At 46.6% G+C, this 17382-nt stretch carries 16 protein-coding genes; 2 read left to right on the top strand and 14 right to left on the bottom strand.

What is annotated here, in order from left to right:
* Positions 1–10: 10 nt before the first annotated feature.
* The 6 genes from pyrF to ACGHCT_RS08660 all read right to left on the bottom strand — a co-directional run bounded on the left by pyrF (position 11) and on the right by ACGHCT_RS08660 (position 6998).
* Positions 11–934 (bottom strand): orotidine-5'-phosphate decarboxylase, encoded by a 924-nt coding sequence (gene pyrF / locus ACGHCT_RS08685; RefSeq protein WP_390439532.1) that lies wholly within the window; start codon positions 932–934, stop codon positions 11–13.
* Between the two features lie 37 nt (positions 935–971).
* Positions 972–2246 (bottom strand): dihydroorotase, encoded by a 1275-nt coding sequence (locus tag ACGHCT_RS08680; RefSeq protein WP_390439530.1) that lies wholly within the window; start codon positions 2244–2246, stop codon positions 972–974.
* Positions 2247–2914: 668 nt separating this feature from the next.
* The gene (locus tag ACGHCT_RS08675) at positions 2915–4147 is read right to left on the bottom strand and encodes a saccharopine dehydrogenase NADP-binding domain-containing protein (protein WP_390439528.1); all 1233 of its coding nucleotides are present in this window, start codon (positions 4145–4147) and stop codon (positions 2915–2917) included.
* 10 nt (positions 4148–4157) lie between these two features.
* The gene (locus ACGHCT_RS08670; RefSeq protein WP_390439525.1) at positions 4158–5402 is read right to left on the bottom strand and encodes a saccharopine dehydrogenase family protein; all 1245 of its coding nucleotides are present in this window, start codon (positions 5400–5402) and stop codon (positions 4158–4160) included.
* Between the two features lies 1 nt (position 5403).
* On the bottom strand, positions 5404–6606 hold the full coding sequence (locus ACGHCT_RS08665) for an MFS transporter (RefSeq protein WP_390439523.1): 1203 nt from the start codon (positions 6604–6606) through the stop codon (positions 5404–5406).
* Between the two features lie 14 nt (positions 6607–6620).
* Positions 6621–6998 (bottom strand): VOC family protein, encoded by a 378-nt coding sequence (locus tag ACGHCT_RS08660; RefSeq protein ID WP_390439521.1) that lies wholly within the window; start codon positions 6996–6998, stop codon positions 6621–6623.
* Positions 6999–7121: 123 nt separating this feature from the next.
* On the opposite strand from ACGHCT_RS08660, the gene ACGHCT_RS08655 reads away from it, so the two are divergent.
* A complete protein-coding gene (locus ACGHCT_RS08655; protein ID WP_390439519.1) occupies positions 7122–8000 on the top strand; it encodes a PfkB family carbohydrate kinase in 879 nt (292 codons plus the stop codon).
* A gap of 58 nt (positions 8001–8058) precedes the next feature.
* Here the strand turns inward: ACGHCT_RS08655 and ACGHCT_RS08650 are convergent, their stop codons facing one another.
* From ACGHCT_RS08650 to ACGHCT_RS08625, 6 genes are all read right to left on the bottom strand, one after another.
* A complete protein-coding gene (locus ACGHCT_RS08650) occupies positions 8059–9354 on the bottom strand; it encodes a hypothetical protein (RefSeq protein WP_390439517.1) in 1296 nt (431 codons plus the stop codon).
* Positions 9344–10378 (bottom strand): ABC transporter permease, encoded by a 1035-nt coding sequence (locus ACGHCT_RS08645; protein ID WP_390439515.1) that lies wholly within the window; start codon positions 10376–10378, stop codon positions 9344–9346. The genes ACGHCT_RS08650 and ACGHCT_RS08645 overlap by 11 nt, the downstream gene beginning before the upstream one ends.
* A complete protein-coding gene (locus ACGHCT_RS08640) occupies positions 10375–11973 on the bottom strand; it encodes a sugar ABC transporter ATP-binding protein (protein WP_390439513.1) in 1599 nt (532 codons plus the stop codon). The genes ACGHCT_RS08645 and ACGHCT_RS08640 overlap by 4 nt, the downstream gene beginning before the upstream one ends.
* A gap of 81 nt (positions 11974–12054) precedes the next feature.
* Entirely contained in the window at positions 12055–13281 is a 1227-nt protein-coding gene (locus tag ACGHCT_RS08635) for a DUF3798 domain-containing protein (protein WP_390439511.1), read from the bottom strand.
* A 98-nt stretch (positions 13282–13379) separates the two neighbouring features.
* Complete coding sequence (locus ACGHCT_RS08630) at positions 13380–14642, bottom strand: saccharopine dehydrogenase family protein (RefSeq protein WP_390439508.1); 1263 nt, start codon at positions 14640–14642, stop codon at positions 13380–13382.
* 21 nt (positions 14643–14663) lie between these two features.
* The gene (locus ACGHCT_RS08625; protein WP_390439506.1) at positions 14664–15068 is read right to left on the bottom strand and encodes a VOC family protein; all 405 of its coding nucleotides are present in this window, start codon (positions 15066–15068) and stop codon (positions 14664–14666) included.
* Between the two features lie 222 nt (positions 15069–15290).
* Here ACGHCT_RS08625 and ACGHCT_RS08620 point away from each other — a divergent pair, with 222 nt between their 5' ends.
* The gene (locus ACGHCT_RS08620; RefSeq protein ID WP_390439504.1) at positions 15291–16022 is read left to right on the top strand and encodes a GntR family transcriptional regulator; all 732 of its coding nucleotides are present in this window, start codon (positions 15291–15293) and stop codon (positions 16020–16022) included.
* A gap of 30 nt (positions 16023–16052) precedes the next feature.
* Here ACGHCT_RS08620 and ACGHCT_RS08615 read toward each other — a convergent pair whose 3' ends face one another.
* Together ACGHCT_RS08615 and hxlA are read right to left on the bottom strand one after the other, a co-directional pair.
* Positions 16053–16601 carry an SIS domain-containing protein gene (locus ACGHCT_RS08615; RefSeq protein WP_390439502.1) on the bottom strand — a complete coding sequence of 183 codons (549 nt, stop codon included), beginning with the start codon at positions 16599–16601 and terminating at the stop codon, positions 16053–16055.
* Positions 16602–16658: 57 nt separating this feature from the next.
* Positions 16659–17291: a 3-hexulose-6-phosphate synthase gene (gene hxlA / locus ACGHCT_RS08610; protein ID WP_390439499.1), complete on the bottom strand. Its 633-nt coding sequence runs from the start codon at positions 17289–17291 to the stop codon at positions 16659–16661.
* Positions 17292–17382 lie beyond the last annotated feature (91 nt).

Raw genomic sequence — 17382 nt, 5'->3', positions numbered from 1 at the left:
TCCTGTTCTCTTATCTTCCCAGCGCACTGCTGATATCCTCTATCATGTCCAGTGCTGCCTGGCGTGCAGAATCACCAAAATTCTCAGGCCCGAATTTCGCATATTTTTCTTGTTTGTAGGATGCGATAATTCCCCTGGAGGAATTTACTATGGCTCCCAGTCCGTCTTTATTGAAGAAATGAACCAGATCCTTTCCCTGACCGCCCTGCGCACCGTAGCCCGGCACCAGGATATATGCCTTCGGCATAATCTCCCTCAGAATCTTTCCCATCTCCGGATAGGTAGCGCCTACCACGGCACCTACATAACTGTAGGTATCTCCCATATGGTTTTCTCCCCACTCAGCTACCTTTTCGCCAACCAGCTCATACAGCGGCCTTCCGTCCACCAACTGATCCTGGAAGTCTCCGCTGGAGGGATTAGAGGTCTTTACAAGAACAAAAATACCCTTGTTTTCCTCTTTGCACACCTCTATAAACGGTTGGACGCTGTCTGCCCCCATATAAGGATTGAGCGTTGCAAAGTCCTCATCAAAGCCCGCATAGATCTTGTCACCCACTTTTACTTTTCCCAGATGGCCCACTGCGTATGCAGAGGAGGTTGAGCCGATATCACCGCGTTTTATATCTCCAATCACTACCAGATCCTTTTCTCTGCAGTAATCTACGGTCTTTTTAAACGCAATCATTCCCGGAATTCCAAATTGCTCATACATTGCAATCTGAGGCTTTACTGCAGGAATAATGTCATAAGTCTTATCAACGATCTCTTTGTTAAACTGCCAGACTGCCTCTGCCGCGCCCTCCAAAGTCTCTCCGTATTCCTGGAATGCCTTCTTCTGAATATGCTCCGGAATGTAGTTCAGCATGGGATCCAATCCCACTACAATGGGTGCGTTTGTCTTCTGTATTTTTGCTACCAGCTTGTTAATCATCTGTATTCCTCCATATTATCATGCTTCCATTTTATTATTAATCCTGATAAACGATTTGTCCGTCACAGATCGTCATTTTCACTTTTCCGGTAACCTTACGCCCGTGAAACGGCGTATTCTTACCTTTAGAGTCAAACTTTCTGGCATCAACGATATATTCCGCCTTTGGGTCTATAATTACAACATCCGCGGGTTTGCCAACTGCAAGAGACCCCCGCTCACTGCCGATTACCTGCGCCGGATTATAGCTCATCTTTTCTGCCATCTGCATAGGAGTCAGAATCCCCGGCTCCACCAGTTCACTGATGGTAAGAGCCACCGATGTTTCAAGCCCTACTATCCCAAAAGGTGCTTTTTTCATAGACTGGCTCTTTTCTTCCTTGCTGTGAGGTGCATGATCTGTACTGATCACATCCATAATATTATTCTTCAGCCCCTCTTTTAAGGCCTGTACATCCTCTTTAGTACGAAGAGGGGGATTCATTTTATAGTTGGAGTCATTCTCTTTGATGTCATCGGTAGACAGGGTAAAATGGTGGGGACATACTTCTGCAGTTACGTGGATTCCGTCCGCTTTGGCCATCTCCACCATCTTCACACTTTCCCCCGTGGAGCAGTGGCAGAGATGGAGTTTTGCCCCGGTATCTCTGGCCAGCAGAATATCTCTCGCTATTATCACGTTCTCCACGGAATTGGTAATCCCCGGAAGTCCCAGTTCCCTGGCTTTTTCATCCGCATTCATGCAGCCGCCGTTCACCATATTAATGTCTTCACAGTGTGCCAGAACCGGTATGCCGCAGGCGGCTGCTATTTCCATTGCTTCCTTATATAACTGCGCATTCATTACAGACTTTCCATCTTCACTGATGGCCGGAATCCCTTCCTCTACCATGCCCCTGATGTCTGCCAGCTCCTCGCCCTTTTGTCCCATGGTGATAGCTCCCACCTGGAGAACGTGGATAGGTGCCAGCTGTTCCGCCTTTTTGTGGACATAACGCACCCGGTCCGGGCGGTCAATCACCGGCTTCGTATTAGGCATGGCCAGTATGGTAGTGAATCCCCCTCTGGCTGCTGCTCTCGCACCGGAAAGGATATCTTCCTTATACTCCAGCCCGGGATCCCTCAAATGCACATGTATATCTATCAGTCCGGGCATAACAAAACAGCCTTTCGCGTCAATCACCCTGGCTGCCTTTACTTTCAGCTTTTCGCCGACTTCTTTTATCTTATCTTCCTGTATAAAAACATCACATACTTTATCCGTCTGGGTGTCCGGATCCAGGACACGTCCATTTTTGATTAAGATACTCATATCTTTTCTCCTTTTAAATACATCGATATTTGCAATTCATATCTTGATTTTAATAGTATCATACCCAATTTCGTACGTCAAATTATACTTTGCCGTACGAAACGTACGCCTGCCCGCAGGGCAGGTATTACGTATGCCCGAAAGTTTAACAGTTGAATAATGGATAAATACGTTGCAGCCGCATAAAACCTGCTTTTTTAAATCCAAACGTTCCAGCACATTTTATTGGATCTGCAGCAGCTACAAAAGAAGGAGAAGCTGCTGCTATTCACCACTATCTGGATGAGGGTAAGATCGCAGAAGAATCCAGGTATGACGGACTTTATGCTGTATGCACAGATCTTCTGGATGACGATGTCAATGACATTTTAAGAGTTAGCGAAGGAAGATGGCAGATTGAGGAATCTGGATTTCGAACCGATTATCAGTTTATAACCAAGAGTAAAATGAAAACAATCCAGAAGAAAAGTAAAGGGAGGGAATAAATTACTATAGTCTGCGACCATGCAAAAAATCGCTGTACCCCAGTAATCATGCGGGATATAGCGATTTTTATTTCTCATACTGTCAAAAATGAGATTTTATCTTACAGCAGTTTGAAGGTTTACGCAATCTTTGGGATACTCCTAAGGGAGAATGTGAAACTGTTTCTAGAAAAAATAATTTCTTTATCCTCGGATCACCCGTTCGGTGATATCGTGTCCCCTTTCCGACAGTTCCTCTTTTACTCTTCTAGCGATCCCAAGCTGCCCCACACTAAATACGCCTTTGGCTTTCAGTTCTCCCCGCCCGATCATCAGGATCAAGATGAGCGGTAGGCCTCCCACTGTGTCGTAGACTGCCGGTGTACTCCACGGCAGATATTTGACTGCTGTAGCTTTTGTGCAATGATTGTATTGAATATACCGCACAAACTCTCCATTTTGATAGCCATTTACTTCCACCGAAAAGCAGGTTGCGTGATCCTTGATCTTTCCCTCTGCAAAAAGTCTGTCGTGTTCTGTCGGGGGGATCATGGTGCTGCCGAGCACATCCAGCACAGTGCTGCCTTGGGGGATTGGGGCATCAGAGGAAGCTGCTTTGATAAGTGAACGCAGACAAATATCGGTCAGTCCGTATTTTGTTGTGTTTGCACTTCCCTTTTCCACACAGTATGGAATGTATTTATTGGAAAATGCTGGTATCATTGATATATCCGGCTGGGATGTACAGGTGTAAATTTTACGTTTGCCGATCGGTTCCGGGAATTCAAACTCTTCTTCGCTCTCAAACATATCCTCAGCAATGATTTTTCCGTCCTTCCATGCACTGGGATGTGGTCCTCCGATCCACTCGCTGAACATAAAGGCCGGATTGATGGAGGTTGTAAATTCCTCTGTCTCCAGATAATCTGCAAAACGCAGGACCACTTCGTTTACCTTGTCCAGCCGTCCGATCATCTCCTCTGAAGCAAGCAGGGTCCAGCCCGGAGAGATCCCAACACTGGGAACAGCGATAAGTCCGGCCTCTTCATATTGCCGGCTAAGGGCCAGCTGTGCCCCGATGGTCTCATGCCCCTCTTCTTTGCCTCCCGGCAGTGCGATCAGGTCCAGATAATTTACCCTTTCCTTTAAGCAGGCTTTCATAATAGTCAAGTTAAAGCAAGGAAGAATTCCATGAAAGCATATATCCGAACCATGGATTACACGCCTTACATCTTCTTCATCTCCTGCATTCACCTGCTCCTGGAGGATTTCCTTTGCAGCCACCTTATTCCCCAGTGTCCTCACCAACGCAGCCGCTTTTTCCACTGCCTCCTTACTATAATCTGCCAATACGATCCGTTCTACATCCTGCTCCATGGCCAGCAGGCCGGCAAGCCCGGTCCCCTGCGCCCCGCATCCTATAATGGTTATCCTCATATTCTGCTCCTTATACAATCGTTCTTACAATCTTCTCTGTTAATATCTGTCCTCTCTTAGCCATTGCTTTATTTAATTTATCCGCGATGCCCAGGCTGCCTATGGACCATACACCCTTCTGCCCGATCTCGCCCCTGCCAAGCGCCAGCACAAGCTCAATGGGCATGCCTCCAATGGTGCCGTAGACTGCCGGTGAAGCCCAGGGTAAGTGTTTTACAGCTTCTTTCAGGGTTGCTGTATAATAACAGATGTGGCTGACCCTGCCCCCATCTTTCCATCCCACCGCTTCACAGGTAAAGCATACGCTGTGATCCCGGATCTTTCCTTCCTTTAAAAGCCGGGCGTACTCCATGGGTGAAACAAATGCCTTGGAGAATTCCTCCATCATATTAATGTTTTCTTTTTCATCCCCCTGCCTGGAGGTTGCCTGCTGGATCGCTTTGATCCACATATCCTTCACGGTCATATCTCCAAGGTAAATACCGCCTTTTTCTTCACAGATCCGGATTTTCTTATCTGTAAACATAGGAATCAGTACGATGTCCGGATGGGCCGTCACTGTATAGATCTTCCTCTTTCCAATGGGGCTGGGGAATTCAAATTCTTCTTCACTGCCTAACAAATCCACTTTGACTGCCCGGCCATTTTCATTGCGCATGGGTGACGGCGCGCCGAACCATTCCTCAAAAACCGTAATCGGAGAGATGGGCGCGATAAATTCATCTGAATCGATGTAATCTCCCCAGCGCAGAATCACATTCTCCACCTCATCCATGCCTTCCATCATGTACTGAGATGCTAGGCTTGTCCAGCCCGGCGACATTCCAATGCTTGGAAGGGCTGTCCTCCCTATTCTTTTAAATTCCTGATCCAATTCAAACTGAGCGCCGATGGTCTCTTCCCTGGGTATCCCTTCACTTTCGTAGGGGGAGGCAAATAAATCCAGGTAATGACATTTTTCCCGGATACATGCCTTCATAATGCTGAGGTTGAACTTCGGGATAATTCCGTTGAAAACTACATCCGACCCGGCGATCACACGGGCCACATCCAGGACGTCACTGGCATTTACCTTTTCTGCCCGGATATCCTTTACCTTGATTCTGCTGCCCAAAGTCTGAATGAGCTCCAGGCATATTTTCAGGTTTTTTTCGCTGTAATCTGCGATCACAAGCCTTTCCACATCTTCTTCCATGGATAAAAGGCCTGCCAGTCCGGTACCCTGGGAACCGGTTCCAACAATACATATTTTCATGTTATCTCTCCTTTTCAAGCCCGGGGGCTGTTTCCTTAAGAAATGTAACCAGCACAGCAGCGGCCGCCATACAGACAGCGGCAAACAGCATGGCTGTTTTTACCCCGAAAGCATCCGCTATTAAGCCGGCTGCCAACGGTCCCACCGCCCCTCCGCAGATTTCAGAAGTGGCGTTGACCAGTGAAATCGCAGACGCAGCATATTGGGGCTTTACACTTTCTGTGGTGATCAGCGCCATAAAAAACATGGATAATGTACATGCACTCCCGCCAAATGCCACAAAGCAGACCAGCGACACTATACTGCCCGGATACAAAAACAGCAGGAGGTATGCGCCCGCATTGAGCACTGCAAACAGACCTGCGATTTTCTTTCTGCCCAGCCGGTTGGATGCCGCAGGCAGTACAAAGCATGCAAGAATCGCGACCAGTCCCATAGCGGTCATAATGGTGCTCATCTCCGTGTCCGAGTATCCGTTTTTGCTCCAGTACATCGGGCAGCAGCTATACATTGTCCATACATTCGTCAGTGTCAGCACGCCTAAAATGATGCAAAGCTTCATATTATGCACCTTAAGAAGCGCAACGAAAGTCACTCTTTCTGCCGCCTGCTCCCTGGGCCGGGTCCCGGCTCCTTTTGTTTTCAGGCTTATACGCAGCCAGATTACCGCAATCAGAAATACCGGAAGCGCCAGCATCGCATTGGCTCCCCGCCAGCCGATCCTGGAAATGGCAAACACAATGACCATTGGTCCGATCATGGTGCTGATGACAGCTTCTCCGTTTTCCACGATCCCGGCATTGGCTGGACGTTCCTTTGGCAGACTGGCGTTCTCCACGATGGCCTGGGTCAGCGAATACGCGCAGCCCAATCCGATTCCCATGATAAAACGACACGCAATAATCGCTCCAAAAGACGAGGACAAACAGATAAGTCCCTGCATGGCGGCGGATAAAAGCAGCCCACACCCTAATACCCGGGTACGGCAATTCCGATTGTCCGCAATTCTGCACAAAAGAATAGCACCGAGCATGCTTCCGATGGAAGTCATAAAATTGACGGCTCCAAGTCTGGAAGCATTGATGCCCAATGCATCTGTATAATAATTAAAAGCCGTACGCGACCACATGGTAAATCCCCATGTAAGGGAGGCAAAAAGTGCCAGCTGCCGGCCGCGGTTTTTCGTTATCCCTCCTGCGCCCATACCTTATGCACTTCCTATAAGTTCTGCATCAACTCAATAGTTTCTCCACCCGGTCCGGTCATGGTAACGATGGATACCCCTTCCCCCGGAGAATAGGGCTCATGGATCACCGTCATCCCTGCCCCTTTCATCTTTTGGATAGCTGTATTAAGATCATCCACTTCAAATCCCAGAAATACACTGGAGAGTTCTTTGGCTTTGTCCGGATGCACCACAATTTCAAGCAAAGGTTCCTCTACCATGGGCGTTTTACCCTTTTCCACTAAGAATGCCACGTCTTCGCCCTCTTCTGTTGTATACCGCTGGTTCACCTCAAGACCGATGGCATCAACATAGACCTCCAGCATCTTATCCATATCCTTCGCGAATAAAACTACATAACTAATTGTCATAATAAACCTCCTAATTATACTTGACTTTTTTATCATTTTTGTTATACTTATGATAATACAATATAATACAATTGTCAACATTAATGTTCTACTATTGTATTAATATTTTAAGGAGGTTTTCCCATGTCATTTAAAACTTTAGGGCTGGGAGATAATGTGGCCGATCATTATCTCCATACAAACACCATTTATCCCGGCGGATGCTCCTTTAATTTTGCTGCCTATTCTTCTATTCTAGGCAACGAATCCGCTTATCTGGGAATCGTGGGTAACGATTATCCTGCCCAGCACATTATCAAAACTGCCGATGAGATGAATATCGACACCAGCAGATGCCACATTCACTTTGGCCCCACGCTCCGGCCGGCTGTAAAAATTGTTGACGGAGAGCGTTTCTTTCCGGAAACAGACAGTTCTGATATGAGTAATGGATTCACCTTGATCCTCAATAAAAAAGATATGGCTTACATCGCTGGATTTGATCTGATCCACACGGATGTATATGCGGCAACAGAACATTGCCTGGAAGAGGTAAAAGAGCTGGGAGTTCCCATCATCATGGATCTCAGCACGGAATACAGTGAAATGTACTGCAGATATGTATGCAAAAACGTTGATTATGCCATTATGTCCTGCTCTCATATCACCATCGATGAAATGCTGGAACGTATGAAGCGGGTCTATGCCTTCGGCTGCATAGGGGTCCTGGCAACCAGGGGAAGTGAGGGCTCCTGGTTCTTTGACGGTTCTAAAACATACCACAGGGATGCGGTTCTTGTAAAAGCAGTGGATACCCAAGGGGCCGGAGATTCCTTTTTGACCGCATTTTTCTCAAGCTATATAAAATGGTCAAAGGAACATGACAGAGCAGATGACGCCGCAAGAGAGAACGCCATCTATGCTGGTTTGGATGCGGCAAGCGAATTTGCCGGAAAAATGGTCCTTATGGATGGAGCCTTCGGTCACGGGGTGGAATTCAAAGAGACAGAAACTATATTTTAGAGGAATTTTTAAAAAACAGAGCATTTCAGAATCTGATTCCAAAATGCTCTGTTTTTTATTATATTCCCCGTGCCTTTTTATTGGCTGCGTTTGTTTCCTTGATAGCATTGCTGACTATGGCAAAGGCTATAATCGCATAACAGAAGAATACCCGGAAGTATTCCCCGATCTGAGAGCTTCCCATCAGGGCTTTTGCCGCATTTGGTGCGCAGGTATAGATAATCTGGAAAAGAATGTTTCCGATCAGTACATTTTTAATGTTCGCGCTGCGTACCGTGGCGCCGCCGATCAAAATAGCGGCTATGGCATAAATCGCCACTGTATTATGCATGATGTAGGTATTCATCGTTCCAAGGTTCTGTATATAAAACATTTCTCCCAAGCCTGCGATGATGGTAGAAAGAATAATAGACATCGTTCTGCTTTTGTCCACGTTAATCCCTACCGAAGCGGCAATATGCATATCATTTCTTACCGATATAAAATCATGTCCCAGCTTGGATCTCATGATTCTCCTAACGGCCAGGATCACAAGCAACGATATGACTGCCGTGACAAAGGGAAAGTCCACCTTCAGAAGAAATCTTTTCACACCCTCATTGTACATGCAGAATATGAATATTGCTGTAGATATGACAATCCCCGCCACAGTTTGGACTGCCTGTGCCTTTTTTTGCCCAGTGTCTCCTTTTAACACAGTCCAAACCAGTTTTCCCAGAAAATAAACCACTGCGATGATCAGTATCAGATAGGCAATGTAATAATAAGCTATGGGAAAGGCGTTGTCCAAAACTCCTGTAAGTCCGTCCGAGACACTGACCGTGGCCTTGATGGCCTCACCCTTTTTTACGACCAGGCCGTTTACATCGATTTTGAGGATATCCCCACAGAGGACCATCAGAAGAAATTCATAAATACCGTTTGCAAAGAACCCCACCAAAAGCCCCGCGATCATTTCATGACCCTTTGTCTTGTTAAAGAGCAGCGCCAAAAGCTTACCGCAGACTATGGAAATTATAACGGTCAGCACTGCCCAATAGACAATGGAAAGGGGCTGGCTGTCGATCTGCAGGATCATAATGAGCACCAAAGCCAGCTGCGCTGCCATAGCGCCCAGTGTGATACCGAAGTTTAAACCCACACCGGACATGATCGGAAGAATCAATGCCGTAATAAGCAGTATATTCCGAAAGAAACGGGAGCTGGCATCCAGTCCCCAGGAAACCATAGGAGATCCGGCGTTTATCACCATAAATATAGTAAACACCAGAAAGAAAAGCACGACAATATTATCCTTCAAAATTTTAGTTATGCGTAAGACGCCGGTATCAGCCATCGCTGCTTTATCTTTCATGTTCTCCACCTCCTTGTTTTGTCAATGCATAAAGGATAACTCCGTTCGTGATCAGAAGGCGTATGATCTCGGCCATCGATCCTGAAGTGAATACTTTATTGGCCACTGGCGTACTGAGTGTCAAAATAGTTTCAAAAAGAAAGCATCCATAGATCACATTCCACATCGTAACCTTGTTTCCAATGGCGCCCCCAATCAACACCCCTGCCACACAGGTGAATCCCAACTGTAAGTACGAGGAATAAAACTCATAAAACCCAAAAGTCTGCGCATAAAACGCGATACCCACAGCCGCCAGTACCGTGGAAAGTACCACGCTTAACAGGCGGTAACGCTCCACGTTGATTCCGATGGAGCGGGCGTATACAGGATTGTTTCCGACTACCTTCATTTTTCTCCCCGTTGCAGATCGCATAAAAAGTGCCATCATTCCGCAAAAAGCCAGTACCACCGCCAGGAATCCCACCGGAATCTCAAGGCTTCCAATTTTAACAGATGCAAAATTAGTCAAAAGGTCCTTAAACAATCCATCCAATGCCACCTGGGTACGGATGCCTTCTCCATTTGCGAACCGAAGAGCTTGATTGCTTGGTTTTAATACCACCCAAATGATGGAACCCACGGCCACAAAGGCATAACCGGCATACGTGGATATCAGATCCTCCGCACCCTTTACTTTATTTAACAGAATACCATAGGCAATTCCTGCTGCTATCGCAAAGGGGAGGCTAAAAAGGATGCAAAGAAACATCAGCATCACGCCTGAGGATCCGGTGCTGATCCCCATGACTGCTCCTGCAAGACCACAGACGAAGCCAACCGTTACCCCGTAATTTATTCCGACACCGCTGTACATTGTAGGCGTGACCGACAGCACCATGACCATCAGCATACAGGTACGCCTCAGACTCAACGTAACATACTCTCCCACAGACAGGCCTTTTACCGCAAGTATCACCAGCATGAGCAGAATAAAAACTGGAATAATGAATGGTACAATTTTAATTTTACTCTTTGTTTTCACACTTCCACCCCGCCTTCTGCCGCTATTTTTTCCGCGTCCATCATAAGAATGCCAAACTGCTCAGATGCTTCATCTGCCCGAAGGATCCCAGTCTGCCTTCCCCTGGCAACTACAACAATACGGTCACAGATACTTCGCAGCTCATTTAATTCACTGGATGTCACCACAATAGTAATCCCATTTTCACGATTTAGTTTTTTCAGATAATCAAGAATTAGTTTTTTGGCCCCTACATCTACGCCGCGGCTGGGCTCTGATGCGAAGATCATATCCGGCTCCTGAAGCAGCATGGCCGCCACACATACCTTCTGCTGGTTCCCGCCGCTTAAAGCGCCCACCGGCTGATTGGCTCCGGTGCATTTGATATGCAGATCCTGTATCATCCGGTTGGCAGCTTCCTCGGCCGCTTTTTTATCTTCCATGCGGATTCCGCATACCTTTTTGGTAAAGCGTCCCCGGACCACACTGCTGCTCATGACACAGTTTGTTTTAATGCTTTCTTCCAGCATCAGCCCCACCTTTTTACGGTCCTCTGATAGAAACGCAATCTTTCTCGAAAGCACCTCTCCGGTATTTTTAATATCCAACGGTTCTCCCTCATAGATTACGGACCCGCTGGATTGATACAGACCATGAATTCCATTGGCAATTCCAAGCTTCCCCGATCCTGCCAAACCGCAGATGCCCAGGATCTCCCCTTTATAAATATCAAGGGAAATCCCCTCCACACGTTCCCCCGGCATTTGAACCTTTAAATCGCGGATAGACATAACAACCGGCTCGCCGCTTTTGTCCCTGATTTCAATATCATCCCTGGACATTTCACGCCCAACCATCAACTTTGCCAGCTCCAGGGCATTTGTTTCTCCCCGTCCGAACTCGCCCACCACGTAACCGTCACGGAGCACGAGTATCTGATCGGATACTTCCAATACTTCTTCCAGCTTATGGCTGATGAACAGACAGGCGATTCCCTTTGCCGTCAGTTCTTTTATTATGTCCAACAGAACTCTTGATTCTGATTCCGTCAATACCGCTGTCGGTTCATCAAATATCAAGACCTGTACATTTTCATTATCTAAGGTCTTTGCAATCTCTACAAACTGCATGGTGCCCACCGGCAAACCCGCTACCGGCAGCCATTCGTCGATGGTAAGTTTTACCCGGTCAAGGGCCTTTCTGGCTTCTGCTCCCATTGTCTGATAATCCAGCACATCAAGCTGTCCCTTAAGGGGTTTTGTTACAATGCCCTTTTTTGTGTTTTCTTTATTTAATTTGATATTTTCCGCTATGGTGTAATCATCCATCAGCATAAACTCCTGATGGACCATACCGATCCCCATAGCCAGTGCTTTATTAGGAGAATCAATATCCACGGGCTGTCCATGATACAAAATACGTCCTTCAAACCCTCCGGTATTTTGGATCACACCCATTCCAAACAGGATATTCATCAGGGTTGATTTACCGGCCCCGTTCTCACCAACCAAAGACACCACTTCGCCTTTATTCAGGCGAACCGTAATATCATTCAGCACAGGATTTCCTGAATATGCCTTGGAAATATGCTCTAAAGCAAGAATTTCTTTCCCCATAATGCGTTTCCTCTCTCGCTTATCCTACAGATATTGGGAAAAAGGGGCCGGTATTTCGCCCCTTTTTCAGTTATTTGGCTGTTATTCCACGCCGATTTCCTCTCCGTACCACTTGAACGGAGAATTTACCATTGCAAAATTGTCATAGGTGGTACCTTTTTTTTCATATGGGAAATATTCAACCTGTGTATCATCCAGGCCAAAACTTTCTTTGGCGTACTTCATCCACGTGTCAATATCAACGGTGTTCTCTTCCCCATCCAGGTAGGCAATGGCATATGCAATGCTTCCATACATCATGGTTGAAAAATAGGGGATCTCCCAGTTGCAGAAATGTCCTGTCATATTCTTTTCAGCCAGAGCATCGGCAATGGCTTTATTGGTCCAATCCATATCCAGAATGTGGTCTGCATCTGCAGTGATATTAAAAGCATCCATAAATCCTGGGCCAAAGGGGCCGGGATCAGGGGTCCCTACAATATATCCTCTGCCCTCTTCACAAAGAGCAGTGAAGATAGCGGTGGCGCAGAATGAGCTGAATGACATAAACCCAACATTGTTGCCGTATTCGTCCAGCTTATTATAGATATCCTCTTTTGCTGCCTGGATCATCTGCGGCCTTGTATTGGCATCTGATTCACTGGGAAGGGAATTTGTCACCAATTTGATCCCCAGCTCATCACATTTTTCCTGGCAGGCATTGATCCTCATCTGGGCCCGTTCCATTCCCTGCTGGTCTACGGGAACTTCAAGTACCAAAACTTCACAATTTTTTTCTGCGGCCTGCTCGGCAGCAGCTATGGTTAACTCCTCAAAGACAGTCATCACACCGAGATCTGCTGATTTAGAAACCTCTGGCGGATCCTCGGATGGGTTGACCATGATGACAAGCAGCTCTGAATTCACCGCTTTTGCCGCATCCGCTGCCGCGATGGATCCGGGAACCGCCTCGTTGATGACGATGGCTCCTATCTCTGTTTCACTTGCCAGGGTAGTCGCCTGGGACACGATGGTCTGGGCATCGGCATCCTCGGGCAGCGTTGTCACTTCAATTCTGTCCTCACCGAATTTCTCAATACACTTTTCAACCATTCTGTAGTTTTCTTCCCCCCAGCTCAGCGGCGAGCACAGCACCCCAACCTTTGTTCCCTCCGGATTCAATGGTCTGTCAGATTCCGCTTCATCCGACGTTTTGCTTTTGCTGCCAGAGGCGGATTCTGCTGACAGGCCTGAGCAGCCTGCTATTGACCCCACCAGCGCGGCGCATAAAACGGATGCCGTTAATTTTCTTACAAAATTCTTTTTCATTCGATATACCTCCTTTTGATTTGTTGATTCAGGTGTCACCAGGCTGCCCTGGACGGTATCATCTCAAGGCGGCAGACGCACCAATCTTTTGTATAAAGTCACTGCACGTCCATGCAGGTGTACCTTTCAATTTTTTCTCCCAGAATATGCCCTCTTCCCTCCAGCTTTCTAAAAATCATTTCGGGTTCCTCAAGCTGCCCTGGTGCGATCACACCGGTCCGGGTAAATTCTCCCCGCATCAGCATGCCAGCCAGAATGATGGGAAGACTTCCCACGGTACTGTACGCCCCGTTTCCGGCCCACGAAAGATGCTTAATGGCCTCGTGAAGCGTACTGTTAAAAGTCATTTCATGACGGACCTTCTGCCCTTTCTTCTTTCCATAGACAATGACTGCCGCAGTATCAGCGCCATTGATCAGCTCTCCCGATTCCACCATAGCTTTATAATCCACATTGGCCATGGGCTTTAACGATGAGGCAAGCGCCTCCTTGAGATTCAGCATCTCCCTTTGGGGATGTTCGATCACCTGTTTTCTGACAGCCTGAAAAATTACGTCTTTTATATCTGATGTTCCGGAGAAAATACCTCCCCGGTGGTAGATCCGGTGCACCGGTTTATCCGTAAATTTCCGAATCAAGGCCTCTACGCAGGATACGCTTTCCATAAATATTTTCTTAGTCCCCGCCGGTTTCGGAAATTGAAATTCCTCGGCAAAGGCCAGCTCATCATCCAAAGGAACAATCACACCGTCTTTGTAATAGCTTGGGGGTTCCAGATGCAGGGTCATTTCTATGGACAATACCGGCGGCCCCATGGCAACAATATCTGTTGCTTCCAGCCATGTAATACTCCGCACCCCTATCTCATCCACTTCGTCCATCTGGTCTGTGATATATTTGGACGCCAGATTCACCCATCCCGGTGAGACCCCCTGACTTAAAAATGCCGTAAGACCTGCATCTTTGAATTTCTGATCAAGCTCCATCTGGGCCTCCACGGTTTCTTCATAACGTGTCCCTTCAAGGTCCGAAGACAATGCATACAAATCCATATAATGGGCACCTGCCAATAGTGCACCTTGCATTACCGCAAGATTACAAAACGGCAGGATCCCATTAAAAATAAAGTTACAGTTTTCTGCCACTTTAGCTACATCCTGAGGATCCATTGCGTTCACGCCAGCAGTCTCTACAATGGTCTGCGATGCTTTTCCTCCGATTTCATGAATTAATTGCTTAACATGCCGGGCCTGCTCCAGCTCCATATCCGCAAGCACCACACGTCCGACCTCCTCTTCCATGGCCAGCAATGCCCCAAAGCAGCCTCCCTGGTTTCCGCATCCGATAATACAAACATCCATTTTTTCCTTCTCCTTGCCGGCCTATATCTCTTTTACTTCCATAGTTGCAACTCTGGTGCCCTCCGGGCCCACATACTCCATCAGAGTGATCCGTCCATCCTCCCGGTAAAGCGGCCCGTTGATCAAAGGGTAACCATGCTCTTTCATTAATTTATCCACCCGCTGGGAAGAGTCCACCTGTATCCCGATCTGATATCCGCAGTGCACCGGCGCATCATCCGGAGAGTTTGCCACTAATTCGATCATGGGCACATCAATCATCGGCCGTTTCCCTTTGTCCACCATGAAAGCAACCTTGATCATACCATCGTTCATGCCGCCCTCTTCCTCGTAATAAGTTTCCATCTCCAGCCCCATAATATCTCTATAGAATTCAATATGCTCATCAATGTCTTTGACATAAAGCATAAAATAAGAAAACATCATAATTTTTCCCTCCAATCACCTTTTACTTCACATTTAATACATTACAGTATAAACAGCATTAGAAATGTCCTATATGTCTTTATTTTTCTTTCAGCATTATCTAAATTTTAATGATACCTTTTTGCTTTGCATCCGCACTTGAACTTTTCCAAGAAATGGCTTATGATAAAAGTAGCTATTTGTATTACACTTTGTTATAAACATAGAAAGGACCTACCAACTATGAATCATAGCGTTATTTCACAACTCGACTCCTCCAGTCTTACGCCGTTATACCGACAATTGTCGAATATTATCCGAAGCCAGATCGAATCCGGTGAGTATTCCCGGGATGAAAAAATCCCCACGGAGATCGAATTAAGCGAAAGCTATGGCATCAGCCGCATTACCGTCCGCAAAGCTCTGGAAGAGCTTACCGACGAAGGGCTTCTTGTGAGAAAACCAGGCAAAGGCACTTTTGTCTGTATTGATAAAAGTATTCGTACAAGCTACCCTCGAATGCCCTTCAAAGAGGCAGTGGAACGATCCGGACGGGTGGCAACTACAAAGCTTCTTTCTTATTCTTTGGAAGTCCCGCCTAAAAAGATTGCTAACTTTCTCAAACTGAAGGAGCATGAAGAAGCCATCATCATTAAGCGTCTCCGGCTGGCCGATGATATCCCCGTCCATTTAGAGACTCTTTATTTTCCGAAATCCTTTGACTTTTTAGCCGGTGAAGGATTGGGAAATTCCATTAACGAAGCTTTGCTGAAACACAATATAACCCCCTGCCACGGTACCAGTACCATCAGCATCTGCTTTGCCACGGAAGAAGAAGTAGCCCTGTTCAATATTGAAAATGATTCTCCTCTTCTCTATGTCTATAATGAATTGTCTGATCAGAACCACCGCCCGGTGCAGGTTTCCAAAGAAATCATCCGTTCAGACATCTACAAGCTGGTCATGATGACCTGACCCTGCGCTCCCGGCAGACGCTCCGCCAAGCTACTCTATATTTGCATGATTCTCTGAGATTGTACTGCCGGAAGCCCCCCTATCCCTTGCCAGATATTCCATCAGACAGTCTCCCAAGGGAACAATAGCATGCTCAAATCGGTTATCCGTCACCCAGTTTTCCTGGACGCTGCCAGGTTCTGAATCAGCAGCCATTTTGATGACTATGTCCGCCATTTTCCCCATTCTTGATTCTTCGTTTGCCGTAAGAAGGGCTACCTTCACACCGCATTTTCTTGCCTGTTCCACAAACAATGCCACTGACTGCGTCTCTCCTGAACAGGATGCTGCAATCAGCAGATCCCCGGGTTCAATGGCCGGTGTTGTGACACCTCCGGTCACATAAGATGTAATGCCGATCTGCATAAATGCCATTGCCACCGCCTGCACCATCAGGAAGGATCTTCCCGCCCCTGTAAAAAATACTCTCGGTGCATTCTCGATTTCTCTTATGATCTGTTCAATACATTCTTCGCTGACGCTGTCAAGAGCAACTTGAATCCCTCTTGCAGTTTCTTTTCTATAAAGTTTCGTATCCATTTATAAATTTCCTTTCAGTCTCATACACCCTAAACGAACTTGTCGTTTGGAAGGGTCTTATTTACAGTTATCCACTATTTCTCTAAGTTTCTTTGCGTTATCTGCTCTGTCTTCCGCCATAGTCAGCGCCGAGCCCGAGATGATGATCTCCGGTTTATAAGGGAGAACCTCCTGTACATTTTCAGGCCCCAGGCCTCCGGCCACAGAAAGCTTTGATTTCTTCACCAGCTGCCTGGCAATTTTTAAATGTTCAAAGGGAGTATGATTTAACATCTGAAGATCAGCAGGTGTATGTACGCTCAAATAATGCATTCCCATAGCGTCTAACTGTTTGGTCCGCTCCATAAAGTTAGGGACCCCAAGCATATCCGCCACGATCTGGATTCCCAGTTTGTCTCCGGTCTCCAGTGCATTCCGGACTGTGGCATCATCCACAACACCCAATACGGTTACATAATCGGCTCCGTATCTATGTGCCATTTCTACAAAATATCCACCGCCGTCCGCTATTTTCAGATCCACAAGATATTCCGGCTTCGGAAATGCCGCTTTTATCTCATCCAATGCACGAAAACCATATTCTGTTACAATCGCTCCTATCTCCACAATGTCTACATACTCTGCTACATCCTTTAATATTGCCTTACATTCCTCGATGGTTCCAAAATCCATAGCAATTTGGATTTTCATATTGTACCCTCCTTTTGTATTGTAATATCTTGACATTTGTATTGTAATGTATTACACTAGTTTTGTCAATACAAACAATATAACAATATAA

The organism is Lactonifactor longoviformis (assembly GCF_042848515.1).
Lineage (GTDB): Bacteria > Bacillota > Clostridia > Lachnospirales > Lachnospiraceae > Lactonifactor > Lactonifactor longoviformis.
The sequence above is the reverse complement of the archived record's forward strand: the minus strand, read 5'-3'. Positions and strand labels throughout refer to the sequence as shown.